Origin of the sequence: Planotetraspora sp. GP83 (genome assembly GCF_041262585.1) — a bacterium.
In the GTDB taxonomy this organism is placed as follows: domain Bacteria; phylum Actinomycetota; class Actinomycetes; order Streptosporangiales; family Streptosporangiaceae; genus JAOEGB01.
In genome coordinates this window covers 111,208-133,013 of sequence record NZ_JBGCBZ010000001.1, presented here as the reverse complement: position 1 = coordinate 133,013, position 21,806 = coordinate 111,208, and the positions used below count along the sequence as shown (strand labels likewise).

Below are 21,806 nucleotides of genomic sequence, written 5' to 3'. Positions count from 1 at the left end.
TATTCCACCGCGCTCGTCAAGCGGCCATGGGACCCCGACGAGCTGGTCGCCGCGGTCGGCCTGACCGAGCACGCCGCGAAGGAGGTCAGGATGCGCTCCGGCGGGCAGCGGCGCCGGCTCGACGTGGCGATCGGCATCGTCGGCCGTCCCGAGCTGCTGTTCCTCGACGAGCCCACCGCGGGCTTCGACCCGGAGGCCCGGCGTGATTTCCATGACCTCGTGCTCCGCCTCGCCCGGGAGGACGAGACCACGATCCTGCTCACCACCCATGACCTCAACGAGGCGGAGAAGCTCGCCGGACGGATCTTGATCCTCGACGGTGGGCGGATCGTCGCCGACGGCACGGCCGAGGAACTCGCCCGGCAGATCGCGGGCGAGGACGAGGTGCGCTGGACCCGCGGCGGGCAGCGGTTCGCGCGATCGACCAGCGAGTCCACCAGGTTCGTCTTCGACTTGTTCAAGCAGTACGGCGAGGCCGTCGCCGACCTCGAAGTCCGCCGATCGTCGCTGGAGGACACCTACCTCTCCCTGGTGCACCGGGCCGAATCCGGCCTGAGCCGAGCAGCGGAGACCGGCAACCTGAAAGAGGTGGCCCGATGACCCCGGCCGTGACGGCGCTCCGCGCGGGCTTCGCCCGCGGCCTCATCGAGTTACGCCAATCCTTAACGGGCACCGAACTGCTCGGCCACCTGTTCTGGCCCGTGGCGACGCTGGTGGCCATCTTCCTCCTGCGGGACAGGAGCGTCGGAGCCGGCGGATTCACCCTCGGCGCGCTGATCCTTCCGAGCGTTCTCGGGATGTTCATCGCGCTCGGCATGCTCCTCGTCATCCAGCACCTCACCGCGGACCGGGAAGACGGCACCCTGTTGCGTGCCAGGGCCACCCCGGGAGGAATACGCGGCTACTTCACCGGCAAGCTCGTCACCGTCTCCGGGACCGTCCTGGCGTACCTGGCGATCCTCCTCGGCCCCGGGCTGCTCATCGTCGACGGACTCGACGTCGGTGGTCTCCATTCCTGGCTCACCCTGGCCTGGGTGCTGATCCTGGGGCTCCTGGCGACCCAGCCTCTCGGAGCCGTCCTCGGGTCGCTGATCTCCAGCCCCTGCGGCGCGGGTTACCTGTCGCTCCCGGTCATGGGCCTGATCTCGATCTCCGGCATCTTCTACCCGATCACCGCGATGCCGGAGTGGCTGCAATGGATCGCCCAGGTCTTCCCGGTCTACTGGCTGGGCCTGGGCATGCGTGCGGCCCTGCTCCCGGACCCCGCGGCCGCCGTTGAGATAGGCGGATCCTGGCGGCACCTGGAGACCGCCGGGGTGCTGGGGGCCTGGGCGCTGCTCGGCCTGGTCGTGCCGCCGATCATGCTGCGCCGGATGGCACGGCGAGAGTCCGGCTCGCGTGTCGCCGAGCGCCGTGAGAAGGCACTTCAGCGGGTCGGATGAAACCGGCCGGCGGGCCGGATGGACCGACCGCCACCGCGCCCGCTGCGCATTCCGCCCAAGCGCCGGAACGGCACCCGCAATGACGAACGCCCCGCGAGACACTGGGTCTCGCGGGGCGTCCCACGTTAGGACCGATGTGGCGGTCGCCTCCTCGGCGAGATGCACAACACGGCTCCAGCCGAACGGTATTCCGTGAAGGCGGTAATTGCGGCCCGGGGGACACAAACCACATCGGTCACACTGAGCTTAACGGACTCCAGGGGGTGCTTATTCCAACGCCCCGGAATCATGCCCGCCTCTCCCACATGGCGCGCTTGGCGGAGCCGTACAAAAAGGGAGGATGCGGACTTGCACGAGCCGCACACCGTGACGGGCGCGGGCGCGGCCTAGGGTGGGTCTGCAACGCCCTTCGGAGGAGAGCCCGTGCTTTACCGCACCGCCAAGATCGTCAGCGTTCCCATGATGCGCCTACTGTGGCGGCCCAGAATCGAGGGCCGCGAGCACGTTCCGGCGCACGGCCCGGCGATCCTCGCGTCGAACCACCTCTCGGTGCTCGACTCCTTCGTCCTCCCGGCGTTGCTTCCCCGGCCGGTGCGGTTCGTCGCCAAGAACGAGTACTTCACCGGCAACCGGCTGACCGCCCTGTGGATGCGCGGCATGGGCACGATGCCGATCGACCGGGAGAACGCCTCCGCCGCGCAGGCCATGCTCGACACGGCGGTCGACGTGCTGAAGTCCGGCGAGCTGTTCGGCATCTATCCGGAGGGGACCCGCTCCCCCGACGGCCGCCTCTACCGCGGCAAGATCGGCGTCGCGTGGCTGACCCTGACCACGGGTGCCCCGGTGATCCCCGTGGCGATGCTCGGCACCGAGAAGGTCCTGCCGCCGGGGAGATCGGTGCCGCGGCTGCACCGCATCGGCATACGGCTCGGCGCTCCGATGACCTTCACCGGCGACGCCGCCAGGGCCCGGGACCGCCGCGAGGTCACCGACCGGGTGATGGAGGCCATCCGCGGCCTGTCCGGCCAGGACTACGTCCCGAAGTACGCCGCCAGCGTCAAGGGCGCCGCGTGAGCGTCTTCACCATGTGGGGGTGACGATTCACCCGCGCTAGGCTCTGCGGTGTCCAACGCTCTCATACCGGCTGTCACACCGGACTCATGAGATCGCTGAGCCGACACAATGACACCGGGGGGTGCGCGTGCCTCGAGGACGAACCGTCGCGATCACGTCGGCCGCCGCCGTGCTGGTGGCGGGGGCCGCCGCCGGAGGCGCTTACTACGTGCTGCACACGCGCGGCACGCCGCAGGAGACCGCTCAGCGCTTCACCGCGGCCTGGACGCGCGGTGACCTCGCGGCCATGAAGGCCGAGCTCGCGACGCCGTCCCCCGGTTTCGACGCCGCGTACGCCGAGTTGACCAAGAACCTCGGAGCGACCGGGGTCGCCGTGACCGGGCTCCGTGTGAGCGCGCCGGTGAACGACCGCGCCACCGCGGCCTACTCCGCCACCGCCACGCTGAAGAACGTCGGCGACTGGACCTATCAGGGCGAGCTGAAGCTCAAGGTCAAGGACCACTACTGGAAGGTCGACTGGTCGCCCCAGGCCGTCCACCCCGCGCTGACCGGCCCGGAGCACCTGGCCCTCAAGACCACCTGGCCGCAGCGCGCCGCGATCACGGACGCGAACGGCGACCGCATCGACGGCGGCGACGTGGGCGGCTCGATCCAGCAGCTCGTCGGCTACCTCGACAAGGCGACCGCGAAGGACGTCAAGAGGCTCGGGGCCGCCTACCACGTCGGCGACGCCGTGGGCGCCGGTGAGGGCCTGCAGCAGACCTTCCAGAAGCAGCTCGCCGGCACCCCCACCACCGAGATCCAGGTCGCCGGCTCCGAGAAGAAGACCCTGCACACCATCGAGGGCTCCCCCGGCAAGGACGTGCGGACCAGCCTCGACCTCCGGGTGCAGCGGGCGGCCGCCGACGCGGTGCGCGACCTGAAGAAGATCGCCTCCCTGGTCGCCGTCCGGCCCTCCTCGGGCGAGATCCTCGCCGTCGTGAACAACCAGGGCGGCTTCAACCGGGCGCTGGCCGGCCAGTATCCGCCGGGCTCCACGTTCAAGACGATCACCGCGGCCGGGCTGCTCGCCGAAGGGCTCTCCCCCTCCGACAAGGTCTCCTGCCCCACGAAGGCGAACGTCGGCGGGCTGGACATCCGCAACTCCGACCACGAGTCGTTCGGCTCGCTGACGTTCCTCGACTCCTACGCCCACTCGTGCAACACGACCTTCGCCCCGCTGGCCGCCTCCAAGCTCGGCGCGCGGAAGCTGTACGACCTGGCCACCGGCTTCGGCTTCAACCAGCCGCTGAACATCGGGGTTCCGGCGGCCAAGGGCAGCATGCCGAAGGCCACCAGCGACGCCGAGCTCGCCTCCGAGGCGTTCGGCCAGGCCAGGATCCTCGCCAGCCCGCTCGTGATGGCGACGGTGGCGGCGGCCGTGGCCGACGGAAGCTGGCGGCCCCCCACGCTGGTGCCCGATCTCAAGCAGAAGGCCTCCCCCAAGGAACTCCCCAGCGGGGTCGCCGAACCGCTGCGCCAGATGATGAGGGCCGTCGTCACCAAGGGCACCGCCCACGCCGCCGGGCTCCCCTCCGGAACCGCCGGCAAGACCGGGACGGCCGAGTTCGTCAGCAACGGGAAGATCGAGACCCACGCCTGGTTCATCGGCTTCCGCGGTGACCTCGCGTTCGCGGTCGTGGTGGAGGCCGGAGGCATGGGCGGCGAGGTCGCCGCCCCCGTCGCCGCTCACTTCCTCAAGTCCCTCGGCTGACCTCGACTCTGTGACCGTGACGCCTCGCCTCCACCGTGACGCCCCGCCGGCACCGGAAAAGTCTTACGGAACACCATGGGAGGACGCTCGATGCCAGCCGCGACGCTCCATGACGGACGCGTGATCGAGATGGAGATCCACGGAGCGGGACCGGTCGTCCTGCTGCCGGTGAATCCCAAGCCCGGCGACGAGGGCCCGCAGGCCGAGGAGATGCGCAAGTGGGGCGCCGACCCGTCACTCGGCCATTCTCTCGTCGCCGGGCTGAGTGACAGGTTCAAAGTTCGTCACGCTTTATGAGGCACTTCAGCGCTTCGACGACCGGGCCGCCCAGAGCCGGATCACCTGCCCCAGGTTGTGCTTCGCCGGATCAGCCGACCGGATCGACTACGGACCCAGGTGGGGAAACACCCAAGTGGACATCGCCGGACCGATCCTGGAGCACCGCGCCGAGCTCGAAGGCCTCGGCTGGGATGTGCGTGTCCTCGACGGCCTCGATCACATGCGGGCGATGCAGCCGGACCAGGTCCTCCCCGTCATCCGCCCATGGCTGGCGTCAAAGCTCTCCGCACTGTCGAACTGACGCCGCCCGGCGTCCCGGGCCGCCGACGCCCCTCAGGGGTGGGCGAGCTCCAGGACGACGATGCCCGCCAGGACGGTGGCGCTGGCCGTTACGCGCAGGTAGCCGAAGCCTTCCCGGAATACCAGCGTGCCGATGACCGCGGCCATGACGATGCTCGTCTCGCGCAGGGCCGCGATGGTGGCCAGGTTCCCGCGGGTCTGGGCCCAGACCACGAGCCCGTACGCCAGCAGGGACAGCAGGCCGCCGGTCAGGCCGCGCCCGGACACGGGTCTCAGCTGCCCGAGGAGGGAGCGGCCTCGCCGCGCCCACGCGATCAACGGCAGAACGGGCCCCTGGCAGAGGAAGAGCCATGCGAGGTAGCCTGTGACCGTTCCCGAGTGCCGCACCCCTGTGCCGTCGACGATCGTGTACAAGGCGATCATCACGCCGGTCCCGGCGGCGGCCGCGAGCGCGGGCAGCTGAGCCCGGCCGGGTATCCCGTCCGCCAGCGCCAGGCCGGCCAGGCCGCATGAGATCACCACCACCCCGGCGACGTCCCGTGCCGGCAGAGCCTGGCCGAGCACGGTCGTGGACACCACGGCGACGAGCAGCGGTGATGTGCCGCGGGCTATCGGGTACATCTGGCCGAAGTCGCCGAGCTGGTAGGCCCGCAGCAGCAGAACCTGGTACACGACCTGCGACACGGCCGACGCGGCGATGTACGGCCACGCCGCCGGGTCCGGCATGGGCGTCAGGCAGACCATCACGGCGCCGCATCCGGTGTAGGCAAGGTTGATCAAGGTGAAGCCGGCCAGCTTGTCCTTGATGCCGTGTGCGAGCCCGTTCCATACGGCGTGCAGCAGCGCCGCGGCCAGGACCACAGCGGGCGCCACAGCGGACACGGCGGCCGCGCCCGCCGCCGACGACACGACCCCGGGCATACGGCTCCCCACTGACGCTCTGGAACGAGCCTCCATCTAACCCACCTCGAGGCGGGCGCGCGTCATCGCCACGAGCCATGCCCGCTCGCCCCCGCGCGGAGCGCGGCCCGCACGCTCGTCGACGGCGGCGGGGACCTCGTCGTCGGGCCCACCGTCAGTCGTCAGGCCCACCGTCAGACGTCGGCCGGGCTGCCATTGGCGAGGGCGGCGCGCAGGCGGCGTTCCGCGGCGGGCCCGTGGCCCAGCACGTCCATGCCGTGAAGAGCCGCTCCCGCGATCGGCGGCTCGGCGAGAATCCGCACGTCGGCATCCAGGCCCGTCTCGGCGAGAGCCCTGACGGTGTGCGCCATCAGCTCGGGGTGCCCAACCCGCAGGACACCGCCGCCGAGCACCAGTGGGATGCGCCGCCCCTGGAAGTCCAGCCGCCGCACGGCGGCGGCCGCCATCGTGGCCACCTCCACCCCGAGCCGCTCCACGAGCCCGCCCGCGACGGGATCCCCCGCGTCGGCCACCCGGAACAGCAGCGGCGCCAGCTCGTGCAGCCGTGCCCCGTCCAGCTCCCCCCGATGGATGGCGACGCACACCGCTTCCACGCTTGGCAGCCCGAAGTGCGCGGTCGTCGCCTCCTGGAGCCCGGTGCGCGTGCCTCTCCCGTCCTCACCGCGTACGGCATGCCAGAGCACCTCCTCGCCGAGGAACTCCCCACCGCCCCAGTCGCCCGAAAGCCGGCCCAATGCCAGATAGCGGGCCGTCCGCCCGTCGGGACTCACGGCGACGCAGTTCATTCCGCCGCCGCAGACCACGGCCACGCCGTAGGGCATGGGCGAGCCCGCCCGCAGGATCGCGAAGGTGTCGTTGTCGACGGTCAGGCCTCGCCCCCAGCGGCGTACGGAGATCGCGGCGCACAGCCGCCGGCGCTCCACGGGCAGGTCGCAGTGGGCGAGGTAGGCCGAGACGTACTCCGCCGCGCGACCCCCCGTCGCCCGCATGACCAGATCCTCGATCAGGTCGATGGCGTGGCCCAGCAGCGGGCCGTGCGGCTGGAATCCGCCGCCGCGGACCCAGGACAGGACCTCGCCGGCCGCCGAGACCAGAGCCACTTCCGTCTTGCTGTTGCCCGCGTCGATGGCCAGCACGGCCCCGGGGATCAGACCGCCCATGGCGGTCCCGCCGACCAGTTCGGAGGTGCGAGCCGTGCCGCCCTCGGCGACCTTCATCCCTTGACTCCCGTCAGTGTGACGCCCTGCACGAAGACGCGCTGGGCGAAGAAGAAGACGACGATCACGGGCGCCATGACCAGCAGGGTGGCGGCGATCGTCTGGTTCCAGTGGACGGAGTGGGCGCTGTTGAAGCCGGCCAGGCCGTACGCCAACGTCCACGCGCCCGGGTTCTCGCTGGTGTAGATCTGCGGGCCGAAGTAGTCGTTCCAGGCGAAGAAGAACTGAAACAGCGCGACGGCGGCGATCGCCGGCCTGGCCATCGGCAGCACGACTCTGAAGACGGTTCGCAGCTCGCCGCAGCCGTCGACCTTGGCCGCGTCGAAGTACTCCTGCGGGATCGTCATGAGGAACTGGCGCAGGAGGAAGATCGAGAACGCGTCGCCGAAGAGCAGCGGCAGGATCAGCGGCCACAGGGTGCCGTTGAGGTGGAGTTGCTGCGCCCAGACCAGGTAGAGGGGCACGATGGTCACCTGCGGCGGCAGCATCATGCCCGCGACCAGCAGGAGCATGGCCACCCGCTCGCCGCAGAAGCGGAACCTGGCCATCGCGTAGGCGACCGGAACGCTGGAGACCAGCATGGCGGCGGTGGCGCCGAAGGCGTAGATCAGCGTGTTGCGCCACCAGGTGACGAAGTCGTCCTTGGCGAAGACCTCGGCGTAGTTCTCGAAGTGCCAGCTCCGCGGCCACAGCGCCGGGCCGAGGGTCTGCTCGTCGCTCATCGCCGAGGCGAGGAAGAGGAAGACCAGCGGCGCCAGGAACATGAGGGCGAGCGCGATCGCGAGGCTGTGCACGGCGACCCAGGTGAGCGAGCGCCTCATGAGGTCCTTCCCGCGTCCACGAGTCCGGCCTTGGGGCGCAGCAGGAAGCCGGTGAGCCCCATCGAGACGGCGAACAGCACCAGCGCCATCACACACGCCGCCCCGGTGTTGAAGTGTTGGAATCCCAGGCTGTAGACGAGCTGCGGCACGGTCAGCGTGGAGCCGTCGGGGTAGCCCGGTTCGAAGCTGCTGCCGGAGCCCGGCAGGATGCCGCTGGCCATGGCGCCGGCGATGAGCGCCTGTGTGTAGTACTGCGCGGTGGCGATCACGCCGGTGATCACCGCGAAGAGGATCACCGGGCGGATCGTCGGCAGCGTGATGAATCTGAAGCGCTGCCAGGCGCCGGCGCCGTCCAGCTCGGCCGCCTCGTACAGCGACGTGGGCACGTCCAGCAGCGCGGCCATGAAGATCAGCATCAGGTCGCCGACGCCCCATATGGCCAGCAGCGTCAGGGACGGCTTGGCCAGCGACGGGTCGCCGAACCAGTTGGGCTCCGGCAGTCCCAGGCTTCCCAGGATCTGGTCGACCGGACCGGTCGCCGGGTTGAGCAGGAAGACGAAACCGATCGTGGCGACCACGGGCGGGGCGAGATAGGGCAGGTAGAACACGGTCCGCAGGATGGAGGCCCCTCGCTTGACCTTGGTCACCAGCAGCCCGAGCCCGAGCCCGAAGACGACCCGCAGCGCCACCATGATCACGACGAACCAGAGCGTGTTGCCCAGGGCCTGCCAGAACGGCGGATACTCGGTGAAGACGTAGACCCAGTTGCGCAGGCCGACCCAGACCGGCGGGTTGAACTGGTCGTAATAGGTGAAGCTGAACCAGATCGTCGCTACCAGGGGGTAGATCAGAAAGATCGCCACCCCGAGCAGCCACGGCGACAGGAACGCCAGAGCGCGCCACCTCATCGAGGGCCGACCTGGGCGATGTCGGTGTCGATGCGCCTGTCCAGATCGGCGAGCCCGGCGGCCAGGTCGGGCACCTTGCCCGCCTCCTGCCTGAACCCGAACTCGTCGAACGCCTGGATGTAGGCGCCGCCGTTCGGGCTGGCCGGGGTGGCGGTGCTGTTGGGGTTGGTGAACATGTCGATGAAGGTCCTGAAGCCCTCGTCGGCCTTGAACGCCTCAAGCGAGGCGTAGGTGGACGGGACGTTCCTGATGGCACCGGCGAAGGCCACCAGCGCGTCGGTGTCGGTGGTCAGGAACTTCACCAGCTCCCAGGCCGCGTTCTGCTGCCTGCTCGTCCTGGAGATTCCGATGATCGTCCCGGTGAGGAAGCCGCCGCCGTAACTGGTGGCCTGGCTGTCGGGGACGGGGAAGGGCGCGGTGCCGTAGTCGAGGTCGACCTTGTCCTCGATCATGTTGGCGATCCGCCACTCGCCGTCGAGCTGCATGGCGACCTTGCCGGTCTGGAAGGCGTTCTGCGGGCTGTACTCGTCCGGCATGGTGCCGCGGAACCTCTCCAGCTTCTCGAAGCCGCCAAGAGCCTTGACGAACCGGTCGTGCCAGGCGAAGAACCGCTGGATCACCGGGTCCCTCGACAGGTTCGATTTCCCCTGGGCGTCGAAGTAGGCCGGTTTCCAGTTGGCCAGCAGGTGCCCCGGGCTCTGCTCGTACGCGCGGAAGTCCGGCATGAAGCCCAGCCGCTCGATCTCGCCGTCCGGGCCGAGCTTGGTGAGCTTGACCGCGTCCTCCTCGAGCTCGGTCAGCGTCCTCGGGGGGTGGGCGATCCCCGCCTCGGCGAAGGCCCTCTTGTTGTAGAACAGCCCCCAGGCGTCGGCCAGCAGCGGCAGCGCGCACCGCCGGCCCCGATACTGGGTGTACTCCAGCGCGGGCTTCGGGAACGTCTTCTCCACGTCCACGCCGGACCTGGCCAGGAACGGAGCCAGGTCCAGCCACGCCCCCGAAAGGCAGAACTGCCCCACGTTGTCCGTGGTGAACGAGGAGACCACGTCGGGCCCGTTGCCCGACCTGATCCCCTGGACGATCTTGTCGTCCGCCACGTTGGAGACCGTCCTGACGGTGATCTCCGGGTGGAGCTTCCTGAATCTGGCGAGGCTCTCGTCGATCGCCTTCACCTCGTGCGGCTGCTTCCAGCCGTGCCAGAAGGTGATGGTGACCGGCTGTCCGGAGGCCGCGCCGCCCCCGCTCGCCGGGGCGCCCGCGCATCCTGTCATGAGTACGGCGAGCAGGGCCGCCCCTGCGAGTGTTTTTCGCATGCCGGGGCTCCTTTCAAAGGGGGGTGGAGAGGGGTCGGCCCGAGGATTCGCGCGCGACAACGACCGCGACAACGACGGCGGCCCGGGGACTGTTCGTGGAATGAATCGCTGAAAAGGTCAGCCGAGGGTGTTGAGCATCGCGGTGTAGGCCTGCTTGGGCTTCAGCGCGGAGTCCCAGGGAAGCGCGTCACCCGGAGCCGGCGGGTAGCTGCCGACGTCCGCGGTCGAGCCGTACTTGTCGGTGAAGCCCCAGGTGGTGAAGCTGGTGCAGGTGGGCTCCTCGCGGCAGACCTTGAGCTTGCCCGCGATCTCGTCCGCCTGGATCTTGCGCTGGCTGGAGCTCACGAGGACGTCCATCTCCGAGACTCGGACCTCGACGCCCAGCGCGGCGAGCTTCTTCACGTGCGCGCGGAAGGTCTCGGCGGGAACGCGGTCGCCCGCCTCGTACTCGTGGTTCTGGAACCCGACGCCGTCGATCGGGACCCCGCGCTGCTTGAGCCGCTTGACCAGGTTGTACAGCGCGTCCCAGCGCTCGCCGTTCGCCTCCGCGCCGTACTCGTTGAGGAACAGCTTGGCGCCCGGGTCCACCTGGTGGGCACGCTGGAAGGCCAGGTCGATGTACTGCTCGCCCATCGACTTGAACCAGGGGCTTTCGGGGCGCAGGCCCTGGTGGCCGTTGGTGTAGTCGGCGTCCTCGTCGGACATGGGCTCGTTGACCACGTCCCACTCGGCGACCTTGCCCTTGAAGTGCCCGGCCACGGCGTCGATGTGGTCGAACATGGTCTGCTTGGTGGCGTTCTGCCGCATCCAGGCGGGCAGCGCCTCGTGCCACACCAGCGTGTGCGCGTGCACCTTCATGCCGTTCGCCTGGGCGAAGGCCACCAGCGCGTCGCCGTCCTCGAACGTGAAGACGCCCTTACGCGGCTGGACGAACTGCGGCTTGAAGTCGTTCTCCGGGGTGAGCATGTCGAACTGGCCGCCTGCCAGCGCGCGGTAGCCCGCGTCGGCGAACAGCGGGGCGCTCGCCAGGGCCGCGCCGATGTCGATCGGACGGGGCAGGGCGGCGGCGCGCCTGCGCAGGGAGTCGGCGAGCACCGGCTGGGCCAGCGCGGGGGCGTCGGCGACGGTCAGGTTGTCGCCGCCCTCCCCCTGCGCGGTCAGCGAGACGAGCGTCCAGCCGCCGCCCACCTCTGCGTCCGCCCCGAACCAGATCAGGCCCTTGAAGATGCCCGGGTTGCCGAGCGTGCCGACCTTGGCGCCGTTGGCGTAGAAACTGAAGGTCTGGCCGACGCCGCGCACCTCCACGGTGACCCGCCCGGACAGGCCCGACCCGTACGACTTGGTGGTCGCGGGCTTGTCCGAGCCGCCGTTCCAGAGGCTGACCGTGAGCTTCCCGCCCTTCACCCCGAGGCGGAGCGACGCCGGTTCCTGCCGCCACTCGTCGTAGATGATCGGGACGCCGCCGTAGAGCTGCAGGTACGCGCCCTTGTCGCCGACGCCGTCCATGACGGCGGTGACCCGGAAGTCGCCGTCGGCCTTCAGCCGCGGCCCGCGGAGGTTGACCGGCGGATCGGCCTGTCCCCCTGTGCCGTTCACGTCGACGATCCTGCGGTCGAGCGGGGTGATCCGCACGCCGTCCGGCTGGACCTTCGCCCCCGCGAAGTGGCTCCAGTCGTGCCCGGCGATCAGGTCGTCGGCCGCCGCGGCGGGGCCGGCTAAGGACACGACCGCGGTGAGGGTGAGCAGGGCAAGCCCTGCGGCTCGGAGTTTCATGTGACTGCCTCCTTGTGTTGGGGGGTGCGGGTGGCGGTGGCCTCGGCGATGAGGCGGGTCGCGACCTGGCGCCAGGCGAGGTGCGACGCGCGTGCGAGAGCGCCGACCAGTACGGGGGCGTCGCCGAGGCCGGAGACGGCGATTCTGGGCGGGCGCGGGAGCAGGCCGCCGAGCGCGGCCTCGATCGTGGGCAGGATCTCGGCGCAGGCCAGCCCGATGCCGCCGCCGAGCACGACCAGCTCGACGTCGGCGACGCGGGCGAGGTCGGCCACCCGTACGGCGATGCGCCGCGCCTCCTCGGCGAGGATCCGCCGGGCCAGCTCGTCGCCCTGCCGGGCGGCGGCGAAGATGTCCTCGGGAGTAATGCGCAGGGACGAGCCCGCCTCCGCCGCCCAATCGGCCGCCCAGCCGAGCAGCGCGTCGGCCGACGGGCTGTCGGGGGCCACGAGGCTACCCGGCGGAGGGTTGTCGATCTCACCGGCGGCGCCGCTGTGGCCGCGGTGCGGGCGGCCGCCCAGCACCAGCCCCGCGCCGACGCCGGTGCCGACGGACAGGAAGGCGAAGTCGTTGACCCCCCGCCCGTGCCCGGCGGCCTGCTCCCCCAGAGCGGCCAGGTTGATGTCGTTCTCCGCGACGGCGGAGACCCCCAGCGCCGAGGTCAGCTCGGCGACGATCGCGAACCCCTCCAGCTCGGGCGGGTTGCTGTCGCGCAGGATCCCTTCCTGGGGGTCCACCACTCCGGGGACTCCCGCCACGACCAGCTCGATCGGGACGTCCTCGGCGAACTCGTCCCTGATCCGGGTGATCGCCGCCATGACCGTCTCCGGCGCCGAATCCCCTATCCGGACGTCGTGCCTGGCCCGCATGGTGCCGTCCAGGTCGGCCAGCGCGCCTCTGACGAAGCGGCCGCCGATGTCCAGTCCGAGCACACAGGCCACGTCCGCGGCGGGGGCGAAGTAGACGGCGCCGTAGTGGGTCTTCCCGGGCGGCTCCGTCTCCCTGACGAGGCCGGCCGCGATCAGCAGGTCGAGCGCGCTGCTCACGGTGGGCTTGGTCATGCCGGTACGCCGCGCGATCTCGGCCCGGGAGAGCGGCGGATCCCTGCGGATCGCCTCCAGCGCGACAGCGGCATTGGTCTCGCGCAGGGTGCTCAGGGTGGCATGGCTGCTGTGCATGCCCCGCACTTTAGTAAAGAGCTTTAACGAAAAACAAGTTAAAAGTCTTTACCAATTTGCGGACAGTCTCGTCCGGGCGGCTGCCCTCGCCATGGCCCCGCCGTACGTCCAGGTCGTCTCTACATCGGGAACGCGGCCGCGTCGTTGCGGAGAGCCATGATCAATAATGTGGCGATCAACGTGGCGATCAACAGCCAGCTCACCACGATGATCAAGGTGGACCGGCGTGGCCACTGGCGGGCGCGGCCGGCCGCCCGGCGCCGCCCGCGCTGCCGACGCTCCACCCGCTCGTTGAACGACTCGAGCCTGGCAGCGAGTCTCGGGTCCTCATCGGTGAGGTGCCGCTCGATCATCGCCAGCATCCGCTCTTCGTCCTGCGACCAGGCCATGGGGCACCTCTCCCAAGACGCAAGGTGTGTGCCGACGTTCTGCCCAACCATGAAGATCATTAGCCGTATCCAAGACCCGGTATTTACCGCGCGTTGTGAGTTGCGATCTTCATCGAACTCGCGTTCTAATCATGTCATGCGCTGGGACAATCTGCGTCTGACCGATCACGGTCAGCGCGACGAGGCCCTCCCGCTCTTCGCGCGCGGGGCGGTGACGAGGACCTTCGACACGCCGGAGTTCCGGGGCATCACGTTCTACGAGATCCACGCCCGCTCGGTCATCAACCGCGTCCCCGGCCAGAGCCGCGTGCCGTTCGAGTGGACCATCAACCCCTACAGGGGTTGCAGCCACGCCTGCACGTACTGCTTCGCCCGGAAAACGCACGAATATCTGGACCTCGGATCGGGCGAGGACTTCGACTCCAAGATCATCGTGAAGGTCAACGCGGCCGAGCTCGTCCGCAAGGAGCTCGCCGCGCCCAGATGGGCCGGGCAGCCCATCGCGATGGGCACCAACGTCGACTGCTACCAGCGGGCCGAGGGGCGATACAAGCTCATGCGCGGCATCCTGACCGCCCTGCGGGACGCCGCCAACCCGTTCTCGATCCTCACCAAGGGCTCCCTCATCCTGCGCGACCTCGACCTGCTCACCCAGGCGGCCGAGGTGACCGATGTCAGCACCGCCGTCTCGGTCGGCTTCGTCGACGACGCCATGTGGCGCGCGGTCGAGTCCGGCACACCGCACCCGCGCAAACGGCTGGAGGTCTGCGCCGCCCTGACCGAGCACGGCATCCGCTGCGGCGTGCTGATGGCCCCGATCCTCCCCTACCTGACGGACTCCCCCGCCATGCTGTCGGAGACCGTACGGCGGATCGCCGAGGCCGGCGCCGCCTACGTCGCCCCGATCGCGCTCCACCTCCGCCCGGGCGCCCGGGAGTGGTTCATGGCGTGGCTCTCCAGGGAGCACCCCCGGCTCGTCCCCCGCTACATGGAGATGTACGGCAGGGGCGCCTACGCCCCGAAGGCATACCAGGAGCGGCTCGCCCAGGAGGTCGCGGCGCTGGCCCAGCGGTACGGCATCGGCCGGTCGAGCTCTCACGACGCCCGCCGGATCCCTCAGCGCCCGCGGCCCACCAGGGCCTCCGCGCCGGAGCAGCTCACCCTTCTGTGACCCCTAGCCGATACCGGTTTCCCTCGACGAGGGCCTCACGGACAATGAAGCGTCAGAGGGCACGGGCGGGAGGAAAACGCGGCATGGATCAGCAAGACCTTCGGCGGCGGTTCGGCACACTGACCACCGCCCACCTGGCGGACGCCTGCATTCGCGCTCAGCTCCCCGTGCGCTGCGGGCCCGCGCTCCTGCGCGCCGTGGTGCCCGGCGGCCGCCTCATCGGGCGTGCGTCCCCCGCCCGGCACGCCGGCAGCGTCGACGTCTTCCTGGAGGCGTTCGAACGGGCGGAGCCCGGCGACGTGCTGGTGGTCGACAACGGCGGACGGCTCGACGAAGCCTGCGTCGGCGATCTCGTCGTCCTGGAGGCTCAGGCGGCCGGGCTGGCGGGCATCGTGATCTGGGGGCTGCATCGCGACACGGCCGACATGAGAGCCATCGGACTGCCGGTCTTCAGCCTGGGAGCGATCCCGACCGGCCCGCTGCGCCTCGATCCCCGTCCCCACGACGCGATGGACTCCGCCACCGTGGGCGACTGGACCGTCAGCCGTGACGACCTGGTCCTGGGCGACGACGACGGCGTGCTCTTCGTGCCCGCCGCCCGCGCCGCGGACCTCTTCAGGCTCGCGGAGAAGATCCGCGACACCGAGCGACGCCAAGCCGACCGGATCCGCGCGGGCGACTCCCTGCGCGGCCAGGTGCGGTTCGACTCCTACCTCGCCCGCCGCCGGGAGACGCCTTCCCTCACCTTCCGCGAACACCTGCGAGCCGTGGGCGGCGCGATCGAGGAGTGACCCCCAACTCGTCGCGTCACTCCCCGCCGGCCCGGACCTCCCCGATACCATCGGCAGGCGTGGAGGACTTCGTCCGGGCGCACACCAGGCTCGCGGCTGTGCCGTACGTGCCGGAGATCCTCCTGCACCAGACTCCCTCCCTCCCTCCCCCGCCGGCTGGCCGCGAAGCATCCGGCGACCAGCCCGACGACGAGGACTCCCCTGATGACCCCGGCGGCGAGGCGCGGGACGGCCAGCTGTACGCCATCTGGGAGCGGACGGGGCGATTGCCGTTCTGGGCCTACGCGTGGGCGGGCGGGCAGGCGCTCGCGCGGCACGTGCTCGACCATCCCGAGCTGGTCCGGGGCCGGACCGTCCTCGACCTCGCCACCGGATCGGGCCTGGTGGCCATCGCCGCCGCCCTCGCCGGAGCCGCCCGGGTGACGGCCAACGACATCGACCCGCACGCACTCGCCGCGACCGCCCTGAACGCCCGCGCCAACGGCGTGACCGTCACGCTCGTCGAAGGGGACCTGCTCGGCCGCACCGCCACCGAGGACGTCGTCCTCGCGGGGGACGTCTTCTACGAGAAGCCGCTGGCCCGCCGGGTCATGCCGTTCCTGGAGCGAGCCCGGGGCGTGGTCCTGGTCGGCGATCCGGAGCGAGGGTGCTCCTACCTGCCCGCGGACCGCTTCGAACGCGTCGGCGTCCATACCGTGCCGGCGCCCCTGGAAGACACCCCGCGCAAGCGCACCACCATCTGGCGCCTCGTGTGATCCAGATCACAACAACATCCACGCTGTCTGCCACGTCACAGGAAAGGGGGACCGACGACTACATGAACGGGGCATGATTTGTCGTTTTCACGCCGTGCCGTGCTGCGTGCACCGGCCAAGGCGCTCGCCAAGGGACTGCTAAAAGCACTCGAGGCCCGCGACCGGCGCCGAGCCCGCACCGCGCCGCCGCGCAGCGGCCGCGAGGTCCGCATCCTGTTGCTCCACGCGAACGGCATGGGCGGCACGATCCGGACGGTGTTCAACCTCGCGGGACACCTCGCCCGCACCCACGACGTCGAGATCGTCAGCGTGGTGCGGGAACGCGAGACGCCGTTCTTCCCCGTTCCGCCTGGAGTGCGGATCCGCTACCTGGACGACCGGTTGCCCAGGCGTAGAGGTCTGCTGTCGCGCTTCCCCAGCAGGCTGGTTCCGAAGGACGAGGCGGCTTACCACAGGTTCTCCCTGCGGTCCGACCTGAAAGTGGTCCGCTACATCCGCTCACGCCGCCAGGGCATCCTCATCACCACCAGGCCCGGCCTCAACCTGATCGCCGCCCGGGTCGCCCCGCCCGAGATCATCACGATCGGGCAGGAGCACGCCAACCTCGCCTCTCACGAGCCGGGGGTGCGCGCCCGGATCCGCCGCCGGTACGGCAGGCTCGACGCCCTGGTCACGCTGACGCGGGCCGACCTGCGGGATTACGAGCGCGTGTTACGGGAAAGGCCGGCCGTGCTGGCGCAGATCCCGAACGCGGTGACCCGCCTCGGCGGCGGCCCGTCCCCTCTCACGGACAAGACCGCCGTCACCGTAGGCCGCCTGAGCCACGTCAAGGGCTATGACCTGCTGATCCGCGCCTGGGCCCACGTCGCGGCTCGGCACCCCGACTGGACTTTGCGCATCTTCGGGGACGGCCCGCGCCGCGCGAAGCTCCAGGAGTCGATCGGCAGGCGCGGCCTCACCGATCGCGTCTTCCTGGAGGGCTCCGTCGAGGACGTCGGGGCCGAGTTGGAGAAGGCGTCCATGTTCGTGCTCAGCTCCCGGCGCGAGGGCATGCCGCTGGTCGTCCTGGAGGCGATGAGCAAGGGCGTCCCGGTGGTGAGCTACGACTGCCCCACCGGCCCGGCCGAGCTGATCACCGATGGTCACGACGGGCTGCTCGTCCAACCCGGGAAGATCCACGCGATGGCCGACGCCATCTGCGCGGTCATCGAGGATGAGGAACTGCGCGGCCGGCTCGCCGCTCACGGCCTGGAGACCGCCGCGGCCTACGACCTCGACGTCATCGGCGCCCGATGGGACGAGCTCCTCACCGCCTTGGTGGAACGCCGCGCCAAACGGGCGACCGGGCCCGAACCCACGGCCAAGCCCACGAGCGCGGACACGCGTGAATCACGGACGAGGATCGGGGTTGCGGAACATCGGAACGAAACTGGCGCCAAGCTCCCGGACTAATTGACCTCCTCTGGTCCGTGCTCGTGCCGAGCCTGATGGTTGGCGTACTTACGAGCCGCGAACCCATGTGCTTCGGCCAGCAACGTCCGGACGGTCTCCAGCGTCGCCTCGCCCGGATTCACCACGCACACCCAGTGCTGTGAGGCATAGATCGGATGCGGCATGACCGTGTCCACCGCCGCATGGTCGAACCCCGTATCCAGCACGCCGTCCGCGTCGCGTCGCGTGGGCGCGGCGCCGAACCACGCGGCGTACGTCGCCTTGGTCAGCCCGATGTTGAGCCGGTAGGCGTTTGGCCTGTTCAGCTTGGAGACGGTGTCGTAGTGATCGCCCGTCACGATCGTCACGAACGGGAGCTGACGCTCGGCAGGGAGATCACCGTCTGGGTCGTACATGAAGAACGTGTCGCCGGAGCTCTCGATGGCCTTGACCCCGTCGAAAGCCCCGCAGACGTACCGCTTCATTTCGCTGGCATCCATGCCTTCAATTTCTCATTGAACACTCCAGTGAGACTTTCGAGCTTTCTGCCGAAGTCCATCCGCCTAAACCCTCAAACAGGCCGGCAAGGTGACCACCGGCCATCGGCCGGTGCTCTCCTGTCTGTCGATTTGGTGGTTCTTCTGGGGTGGATCCGTTGAAGCGGATGCCCTTTACAACGTAGATCACAGGGGTGGGACATTTGTCCCACCCAAGGCTGGATCGTTGGATCTACTGGCGATGATCGCGCCTTTCTACCGTTGCGGACATGGACAGCAACGCTGTGTCACTGACCTCGGTGACCAAGAACTTCGGGCCGGTGCGAGCCGTGGACGGCCTTACGCTCACCATCCCCCGTGGCCAGACGGTGGCCCTCCTCGGGCCGAACGGCGCGGGCAAGTCGACCACGATCAGCATGCTGCTCGGCCTCGTCCCGCCCGACTCCGGGCAGGTCTCCCTGTTCGGCCACGGCCCCGAGCGTGCCGTACGGCTGGGCGAGGTGGGAGCGATGCCCCAAGAGGGCGGGCTGATCCCGAGAGTCACCGTCCGGGAGCTGCTGACCTTCGCCGGGGGCACGTACGCCGCTCCCCTCCCCCTAGGCCAGGTGCTCGCCCTGGCGCAGATCACCGATCTCCCCGACCGCCGGGTGGACAAGCTGTCGGGCGGCCAGGCCCAGCGGGTCAGGTTCGCCATGGCCCTGATCGGGGACCCCGAGCTGATCGTCCTCGACGAGCCGACGGCCGCTCTCGACGTCGAGGCCAGGCGCGAGTTCTGGGCCGGCATGCGCGGCCTGGCCACCAAGGGCAAGACCATCCTGTTCTCCACCCACTACCTCGACGAGGCCGACGAGCAGGCGGACCGCGTGGTCGTGATCAACTGTGGGCGCGTGGTCGCGGACGGCACCAGCGCGGAGATCAAGCGAGTGGTCGCGCTGACCACCGTGAGCGTAACCGCCGGAGGCGAGGTGGCCTGGCTCGGCCGCCTGCCCGGCGTCCGGCGACTGGAGGTCCGGGGCGACCGGGTCCGCCTGCGCAGCAGCGACCCCGACGCCACGGTGATGGCCCTCGCCGAGGCGGGAGCCGTACGGAACCTCGAAGTGACCCCCGCCGATCTGGAAGACGCCTTCGTCGTCCTCACCGCCAAGGAGAGAGTGTGATGTCAGGGCTTATGGGATACATCCGGCTTGAGGCGATCAGGACCCTGCGCGACGGCGGGTACGTCGTCTTCGGCATCGCCATGCCGGTCGTCATGTACCTCGTTTTCACCAACCTCGGCCTGGCGCCCGGCGACAAGCACTATGCCGCGATCTTCACGATGGTGAGTATGGCCGCCTACGGCGCGCTGGGCGGCGCGTTCAACAACGGCAGCGGCCTCGCCGAGGACCGGGCCATGGGGTGGCTGCGCCAGCTCCGGCTGACCCCGCTGACTCCCGGCCAGGTGGTGACGGGCAAGGTCGTCACCGGCGTGGTCGCGGTGGTGCCCAGCATCGCGGCGGTGCTGCTCACCGGCGCGCTCGTCAACCATGTCACGCTGGCCCCCGGCCAGTGGCTGGCCATCGTGGGCCTGCTCTGGGCCGGCACCATCCCGTTCTCCCTGCTGGGACTCGGCAACGGCTATCGCCTCACCGGCCAGACCGCCGCCATGGCCAACGTCGCGACGATGCTCAGCCTGTCCATCGTCGGCGGCCTGTGGGTCCCCACCACGGGCTTTCCCAGTTGGCTGCGGGCGATCGCTGAGTGGACGCCGTCGAACAGCTACGCGTCCCTGTCCTGGCATGTCGCGTTCGGCGAGGCGCCCACGCTCCGCGAGGTGGCGATCCTGTGCGGGTGGCTCGCGGCCTTCGGCCTCTACGCCATGTACGGCTACCGCCGCGCGGCGCGGACGGCCTGACGTCTATGGAATCATCGGCCCCGATGAACGCGGATCGGGACACCTGGATGAACCCGCTCGGCGAGGGCGAGCAGGGCCCCGACGCCAAGGGCATGTACATCTGGGTCGTCCTCGTCGGGGGCGCGGCGTGGGACATCGCACACGGCTGGTCCCACCCGCTCTGGCTCGCCTGCGTGACCGCCTCCGCCGTCGCCCTGCTCTACCTCGCCACCATCCACCTCGCCTTCGCCGACCGGCGCCGGGCCAAGTGGCAGGCGCTGCCCCTGCTCGCCGCGACCGTTTTCGCGGCCGTGACGGGCTTTCAGGGGAACTGGTTCTATTTGCTTGTCATGCTCTCGATCGCCGTCGGCGTCACCCTGCGCGGACGGGAGCTCCCCGTCATAGAGTTCGCCCTCTGTGGGGCCAGCTTCGCCCTCCATCTCGCCACCGGAGGGAAGCTCGGTGACGGGCTGACGCTCGTGTGGGGTGTGTTCACCTCTGGGTTCATCCCCGCGATCATCATTCGGCTGTGGGAGGCCATCCGGGAGCTCCAGCGCACCCGGGAGGAACTGGCCCACGCGGCCGTCGCCGAGGAGCGGCTGCGCTTCGCCCGTGACCTGCACGACCTCCTCGGCCATACGTTGTCGGTCATGGTCGTGAAGGCCGAAGCCGTACGCCGCCTGGCTCCCCGCGACGCGGAGGCGGCGGCGCGGCAGGCCACCGACATCGAGCAGATCGGACGGCAGGCGCTCACCGAGGTCCGGGCGGCCGTGACGGGCTACCGGGGGCGGGGGCTCACCGCGGAGCTGGAGTCGGCCCGCACGGTCCTCGCCGACGCCGGCATCGCCCTCACGATCCGCACCCCTGTCGTACGGCTCCCGCCGGAGACCGACGCCCTGCTCGGCTGGGCCGTACGGGAGGGCGTCACGAACGTCATCCGGCACAGCGGCGCCGGCACGTGCGAGATCGACCTGTGCGGCACGGAGCCGGACGGCACGGAGTCGGACGGCGTCGGGCCGGCCGGCACGGGGCCGGGAGACATGGACTTGGCCGGTGGGCCGGAGCTCGTGCTGGAGATCCGCGACAACGGCCGCGGCGGGCACGCGGACCACGTGGTTCCTCCGAATCCGCACGGGAACGGCCTCGTGGGACTGCGCGAGCGCGTGGCGGCCGTGGGTGGGACGATGGAGGCCCGGCCCCTGCCCGGCAAGGGCTTCCTGCTGCGGGTGGCGGTGCCGCACGAGCCTTCCCGGCGGGGAGAGCGCGTGTGATCAGGGTGCTGCTCGCCGAGGACCAGGGCATGATGCGCGGCGCCCTCGCCCTGCTTCTCGGGTTGGAGGACGACATCGAGGTCGTGGCGCAGGTGCCGTCCGCCGACGCCGTGGTGGCCGCCGCCCTCGACACCCGGCCCGACGTGGCGCTCCTCGACATCGAGATGCCGGGCGGCAACGGGCTCGACGCCGCCGCCGAGTTGCGCGAGAAGCTGCCCGGCTGCAGGGTGCTGATCCTCACGACGTTCGGGCGGCCCGGATACCTTCGCCGCGCGATGGAGGCGGGGGCCTACGGCTTCCTGGTGAAGGACGGGCCGGTGGAGGAGCTGGCCTCGTCGATCCGCCGCGTCCTGAAGGGCGAGCGGATGATCGACCCCGCGCTCGCGGCGGCCGCGCTCAGCACCGGCTCCAGCCCGCTGACCGATCGGGAGCGCGACGTGCTCGCCGCCGCGGCCGACGGCTCGACGATCGCCGACATCGCGGCCCGCCTCCACCTGTCGGAGAGCACGGTCCGCAACTACCTGTCGTCGGCCATCGGAAAGACCGGCACCCGCAACCGGATCGAGGCGGCCCGCCTGGCCCGGCACAACGGCTGGCTCTGACGCCCGTCGTCCCGCGTACCGTTGAACTTCGGTAGCGGTCCTCGTGATCGTCGGGC

23 protein-coding genes and 1 pseudogene are annotated in these 21,806 nt (G+C 70.2%); 14 read left to right on the top strand and 10 right to left on the bottom strand.

Features of this window, described 5'->3' with window-relative positions:
* The 6 genes and pseudogenes from ABH927_RS00605 to ABH927_RS00580 all read left to right on the top strand — a co-directional run.
* Positions 1 to 600 (top strand): annotated as a pseudogene (locus ABH927_RS00605) (ATP-binding cassette domain-containing protein); the annotation flags it as partial.
* Positions 597 to 1,442 (top strand): ABC transporter permease, encoded by an 846-nt coding sequence (locus ABH927_RS00600; protein ID WP_370017411.1) that lies wholly within the window; start codon positions 597 to 599, stop codon positions 1,440 to 1,442. The pseudogene ABH927_RS00605 and the gene ABH927_RS00600, both read left to right, overlap by 4 nt.
* 423 nt (positions 1,443 to 1,865) lie before the next feature.
* On the top strand, positions 1,866 to 2,516 hold the full coding sequence (locus ABH927_RS00595; protein ID WP_370017410.1) for a lysophospholipid acyltransferase family protein: 651 nt from the start codon (positions 1,866 to 1,868) through the stop codon (positions 2,514 to 2,516).
* A 127-nt stretch (positions 2,517 to 2,643) separates the two neighbouring features.
* The gene (locus ABH927_RS00590) at positions 2,644 to 4,269 is read left to right on the top strand and encodes a penicillin-binding transpeptidase domain-containing protein (RefSeq protein ID WP_370017409.1); all 1,626 of its coding nucleotides are present in this window, start codon (positions 2,644 to 2,646) and stop codon (positions 4,267 to 4,269) included.
* A 90-nt stretch (positions 4,270 to 4,359) separates the two neighbouring features.
* Positions 4,360 to 4,566, top strand: coding sequence for a hypothetical protein (locus ABH927_RS00585; RefSeq protein WP_370017408.1), 207 nt, complete (start codon positions 4,360 to 4,362; stop codon positions 4,564 to 4,566).
* Positions 4,535 to 4,849 (top strand): alpha/beta fold hydrolase, encoded by a 315-nt coding sequence (locus tag ABH927_RS00580; protein ID WP_370017407.1) that lies wholly within the window; start codon positions 4,535 to 4,537, stop codon positions 4,847 to 4,849. Before ABH927_RS00585 ends, ABH927_RS00580 begins: the two co-directional genes overlap by 32 nt.
* 32 nt (positions 4,850 to 4,881) lie before the next feature.
* On the opposite strand, the gene ABH927_RS00575 is transcribed toward ABH927_RS00580, so the two are convergent.
* From ABH927_RS00575 to ABH927_RS00535, 9 genes are all read right to left on the bottom strand, one after another.
* On the bottom strand, positions 4,882 to 5,769 hold the full coding sequence (locus tag ABH927_RS00575) for an EamA family transporter (RefSeq protein WP_370017406.1): 888 nt from the start codon (positions 5,767 to 5,769) through the stop codon (positions 4,882 to 4,884).
* Between the two features lie 36 nt (positions 5,770 to 5,805).
* Positions 5,806 to 5,940 carry a hypothetical protein gene (locus ABH927_RS00570; RefSeq protein ID WP_370017405.1) on the bottom strand — a complete coding sequence of 45 codons (135 nt, stop codon included), beginning with the start codon at positions 5,938 to 5,940 and terminating at the stop codon, positions 5,806 to 5,808.
* 2 nt (positions 5,941 to 5,942) lie between these two features.
* A complete protein-coding gene (locus ABH927_RS00565; RefSeq protein WP_370017404.1) occupies positions 5,943 to 6,986 on the bottom strand; it encodes an N-acetylglucosamine kinase in 1,044 nt (347 codons plus the stop codon).
* Positions 6,983 to 7,807: a carbohydrate ABC transporter permease gene (locus ABH927_RS00560; RefSeq protein ID WP_370017403.1), complete on the bottom strand. Its 825-nt coding sequence runs from the start codon at positions 7,805 to 7,807 to the stop codon at positions 6,983 to 6,985. Before ABH927_RS00560 ends, ABH927_RS00565 begins: the two co-directional genes overlap by 4 nt.
* Positions 7,804 to 8,715 carry a carbohydrate ABC transporter permease gene (locus tag ABH927_RS00555; protein ID WP_370017402.1) on the bottom strand — a complete coding sequence of 304 codons (912 nt, stop codon included), beginning with the start codon at positions 8,713 to 8,715 and terminating at the stop codon, positions 7,804 to 7,806. Before ABH927_RS00555 ends, ABH927_RS00560 begins: the two co-directional genes overlap by 4 nt.
* Positions 8,712 to 10,025, bottom strand: a complete 1,314-nt coding sequence (locus ABH927_RS00550; protein ID WP_370017401.1) for an extracellular solute-binding protein — start codon at positions 10,023 to 10,025, stop codon at positions 8,712 to 8,714. Before ABH927_RS00550 ends, ABH927_RS00555 begins: the two co-directional genes overlap by 4 nt.
* A gap of 117 nt (positions 10,026 to 10,142) precedes the next feature.
* A complete protein-coding gene (locus ABH927_RS00545) occupies positions 10,143 to 11,798 on the bottom strand; it encodes an endo-1,4-beta-xylanase (RefSeq protein ID WP_370017400.1) in 1,656 nt (551 codons plus the stop codon).
* The gene (locus ABH927_RS00540) at positions 11,795 to 12,973 is read right to left on the bottom strand and encodes an ROK family transcriptional regulator (protein WP_370017399.1); all 1,179 of its coding nucleotides are present in this window, start codon (positions 12,971 to 12,973) and stop codon (positions 11,795 to 11,797) included. The genes ABH927_RS00545 and ABH927_RS00540 overlap by 4 nt, the downstream gene beginning before the upstream one ends.
* A 119-nt stretch (positions 12,974 to 13,092) precedes the next feature.
* Complete coding sequence (locus ABH927_RS00535) at positions 13,093 to 13,362, bottom strand: DUF3040 domain-containing protein (protein WP_370017398.1); 270 nt, start codon at positions 13,360 to 13,362, stop codon at positions 13,093 to 13,095.
* Positions 13,363 to 13,498: 136 nt separating this feature from the next.
* On the opposite strand from ABH927_RS00535, the gene ABH927_RS00530 reads away from it, so the two are divergent.
* The 4 genes from ABH927_RS00530 to ABH927_RS00515 all read left to right on the top strand — a co-directional run bounded on the left by ABH927_RS00530 (position 13,499) and on the right by ABH927_RS00515 (position 17,531).
* Entirely contained in the window at positions 13,499 to 14,533 is a 1,035-nt protein-coding gene (locus tag ABH927_RS00530; protein WP_370017397.1) for an Rv2578c family radical SAM protein, read from the top strand.
* Positions 14,534 to 14,616: 83 nt separating this feature from the next.
* On the top strand, positions 14,617 to 15,324 hold the full coding sequence (locus tag ABH927_RS00525) for an RraA family protein (RefSeq protein ID WP_370017396.1): 708 nt from the start codon (positions 14,617 to 14,619) through the stop codon (positions 15,322 to 15,324).
* Positions 15,325 to 15,383: 59 nt separating this feature from the next.
* Positions 15,384 to 16,079 carry a methyltransferase gene (locus ABH927_RS00520; protein WP_370017395.1) on the top strand — a complete coding sequence of 232 codons (696 nt, stop codon included), beginning with the start codon at positions 15,384 to 15,386 and terminating at the stop codon, positions 16,077 to 16,079.
* 99 nt (positions 16,080 to 16,178) lie between these two features.
* Positions 16,179 to 17,531, top strand: a complete 1,353-nt coding sequence (locus ABH927_RS00515; protein WP_370017394.1) for a glycosyltransferase family 4 protein — start codon at positions 16,179 to 16,181, stop codon at positions 17,529 to 17,531.
* On the opposite strand, the gene ABH927_RS00510 is transcribed toward ABH927_RS00515, so the two are convergent.
* The gene (locus tag ABH927_RS00510) at positions 17,528 to 18,010 is read right to left on the bottom strand and encodes a DUF6194 family protein (RefSeq protein WP_370017393.1); all 483 of its coding nucleotides are present in this window, start codon (positions 18,008 to 18,010) and stop codon (positions 17,528 to 17,530) included. The two genes, ABH927_RS00515 and ABH927_RS00510, sit on opposite strands and share 4 nt — an antisense overlap.
* 266 nt (positions 18,011 to 18,276) lie before the next feature.
* Between ABH927_RS00510 and ABH927_RS00505 the strand changes: the two genes are divergently transcribed.
* Genes ABH927_RS00505 through ABH927_RS00490 form a run of 4 tightly spaced genes read left to right on the top strand, consistent with a single transcriptional unit; the run spans position 18,277 to position 21,750 of the window.
* Complete coding sequence (locus ABH927_RS00505; protein ID WP_370017392.1) at positions 18,277 to 19,164, top strand: ABC transporter ATP-binding protein; 888 nt, start codon at positions 18,277 to 18,279, stop codon at positions 19,162 to 19,164.
* Positions 19,164 to 19,898, top strand: coding sequence for an ABC transporter permease (locus ABH927_RS00500; protein ID WP_370017391.1), 735 nt, complete (start codon positions 19,164 to 19,166; stop codon positions 19,896 to 19,898). The genes ABH927_RS00505 and ABH927_RS00500 overlap by 1 nt, the downstream gene beginning before the upstream one ends.
* Before the next feature lie 23 nt (positions 19,899 to 19,921).
* Positions 19,922 to 21,148, top strand: coding sequence for a sensor histidine kinase (locus ABH927_RS00495; protein ID WP_370017390.1), 1,227 nt, complete (start codon positions 19,922 to 19,924; stop codon positions 21,146 to 21,148).
* The gene (locus ABH927_RS00490) at positions 21,145 to 21,750 is read left to right on the top strand and encodes a response regulator (RefSeq protein ID WP_370017389.1); all 606 of its coding nucleotides are present in this window, start codon (positions 21,145 to 21,147) and stop codon (positions 21,748 to 21,750) included. The genes ABH927_RS00495 and ABH927_RS00490 overlap by 4 nt, the downstream gene beginning before the upstream one ends.
* Positions 21,751 to 21,806: the final 56 nt, after the last annotated feature.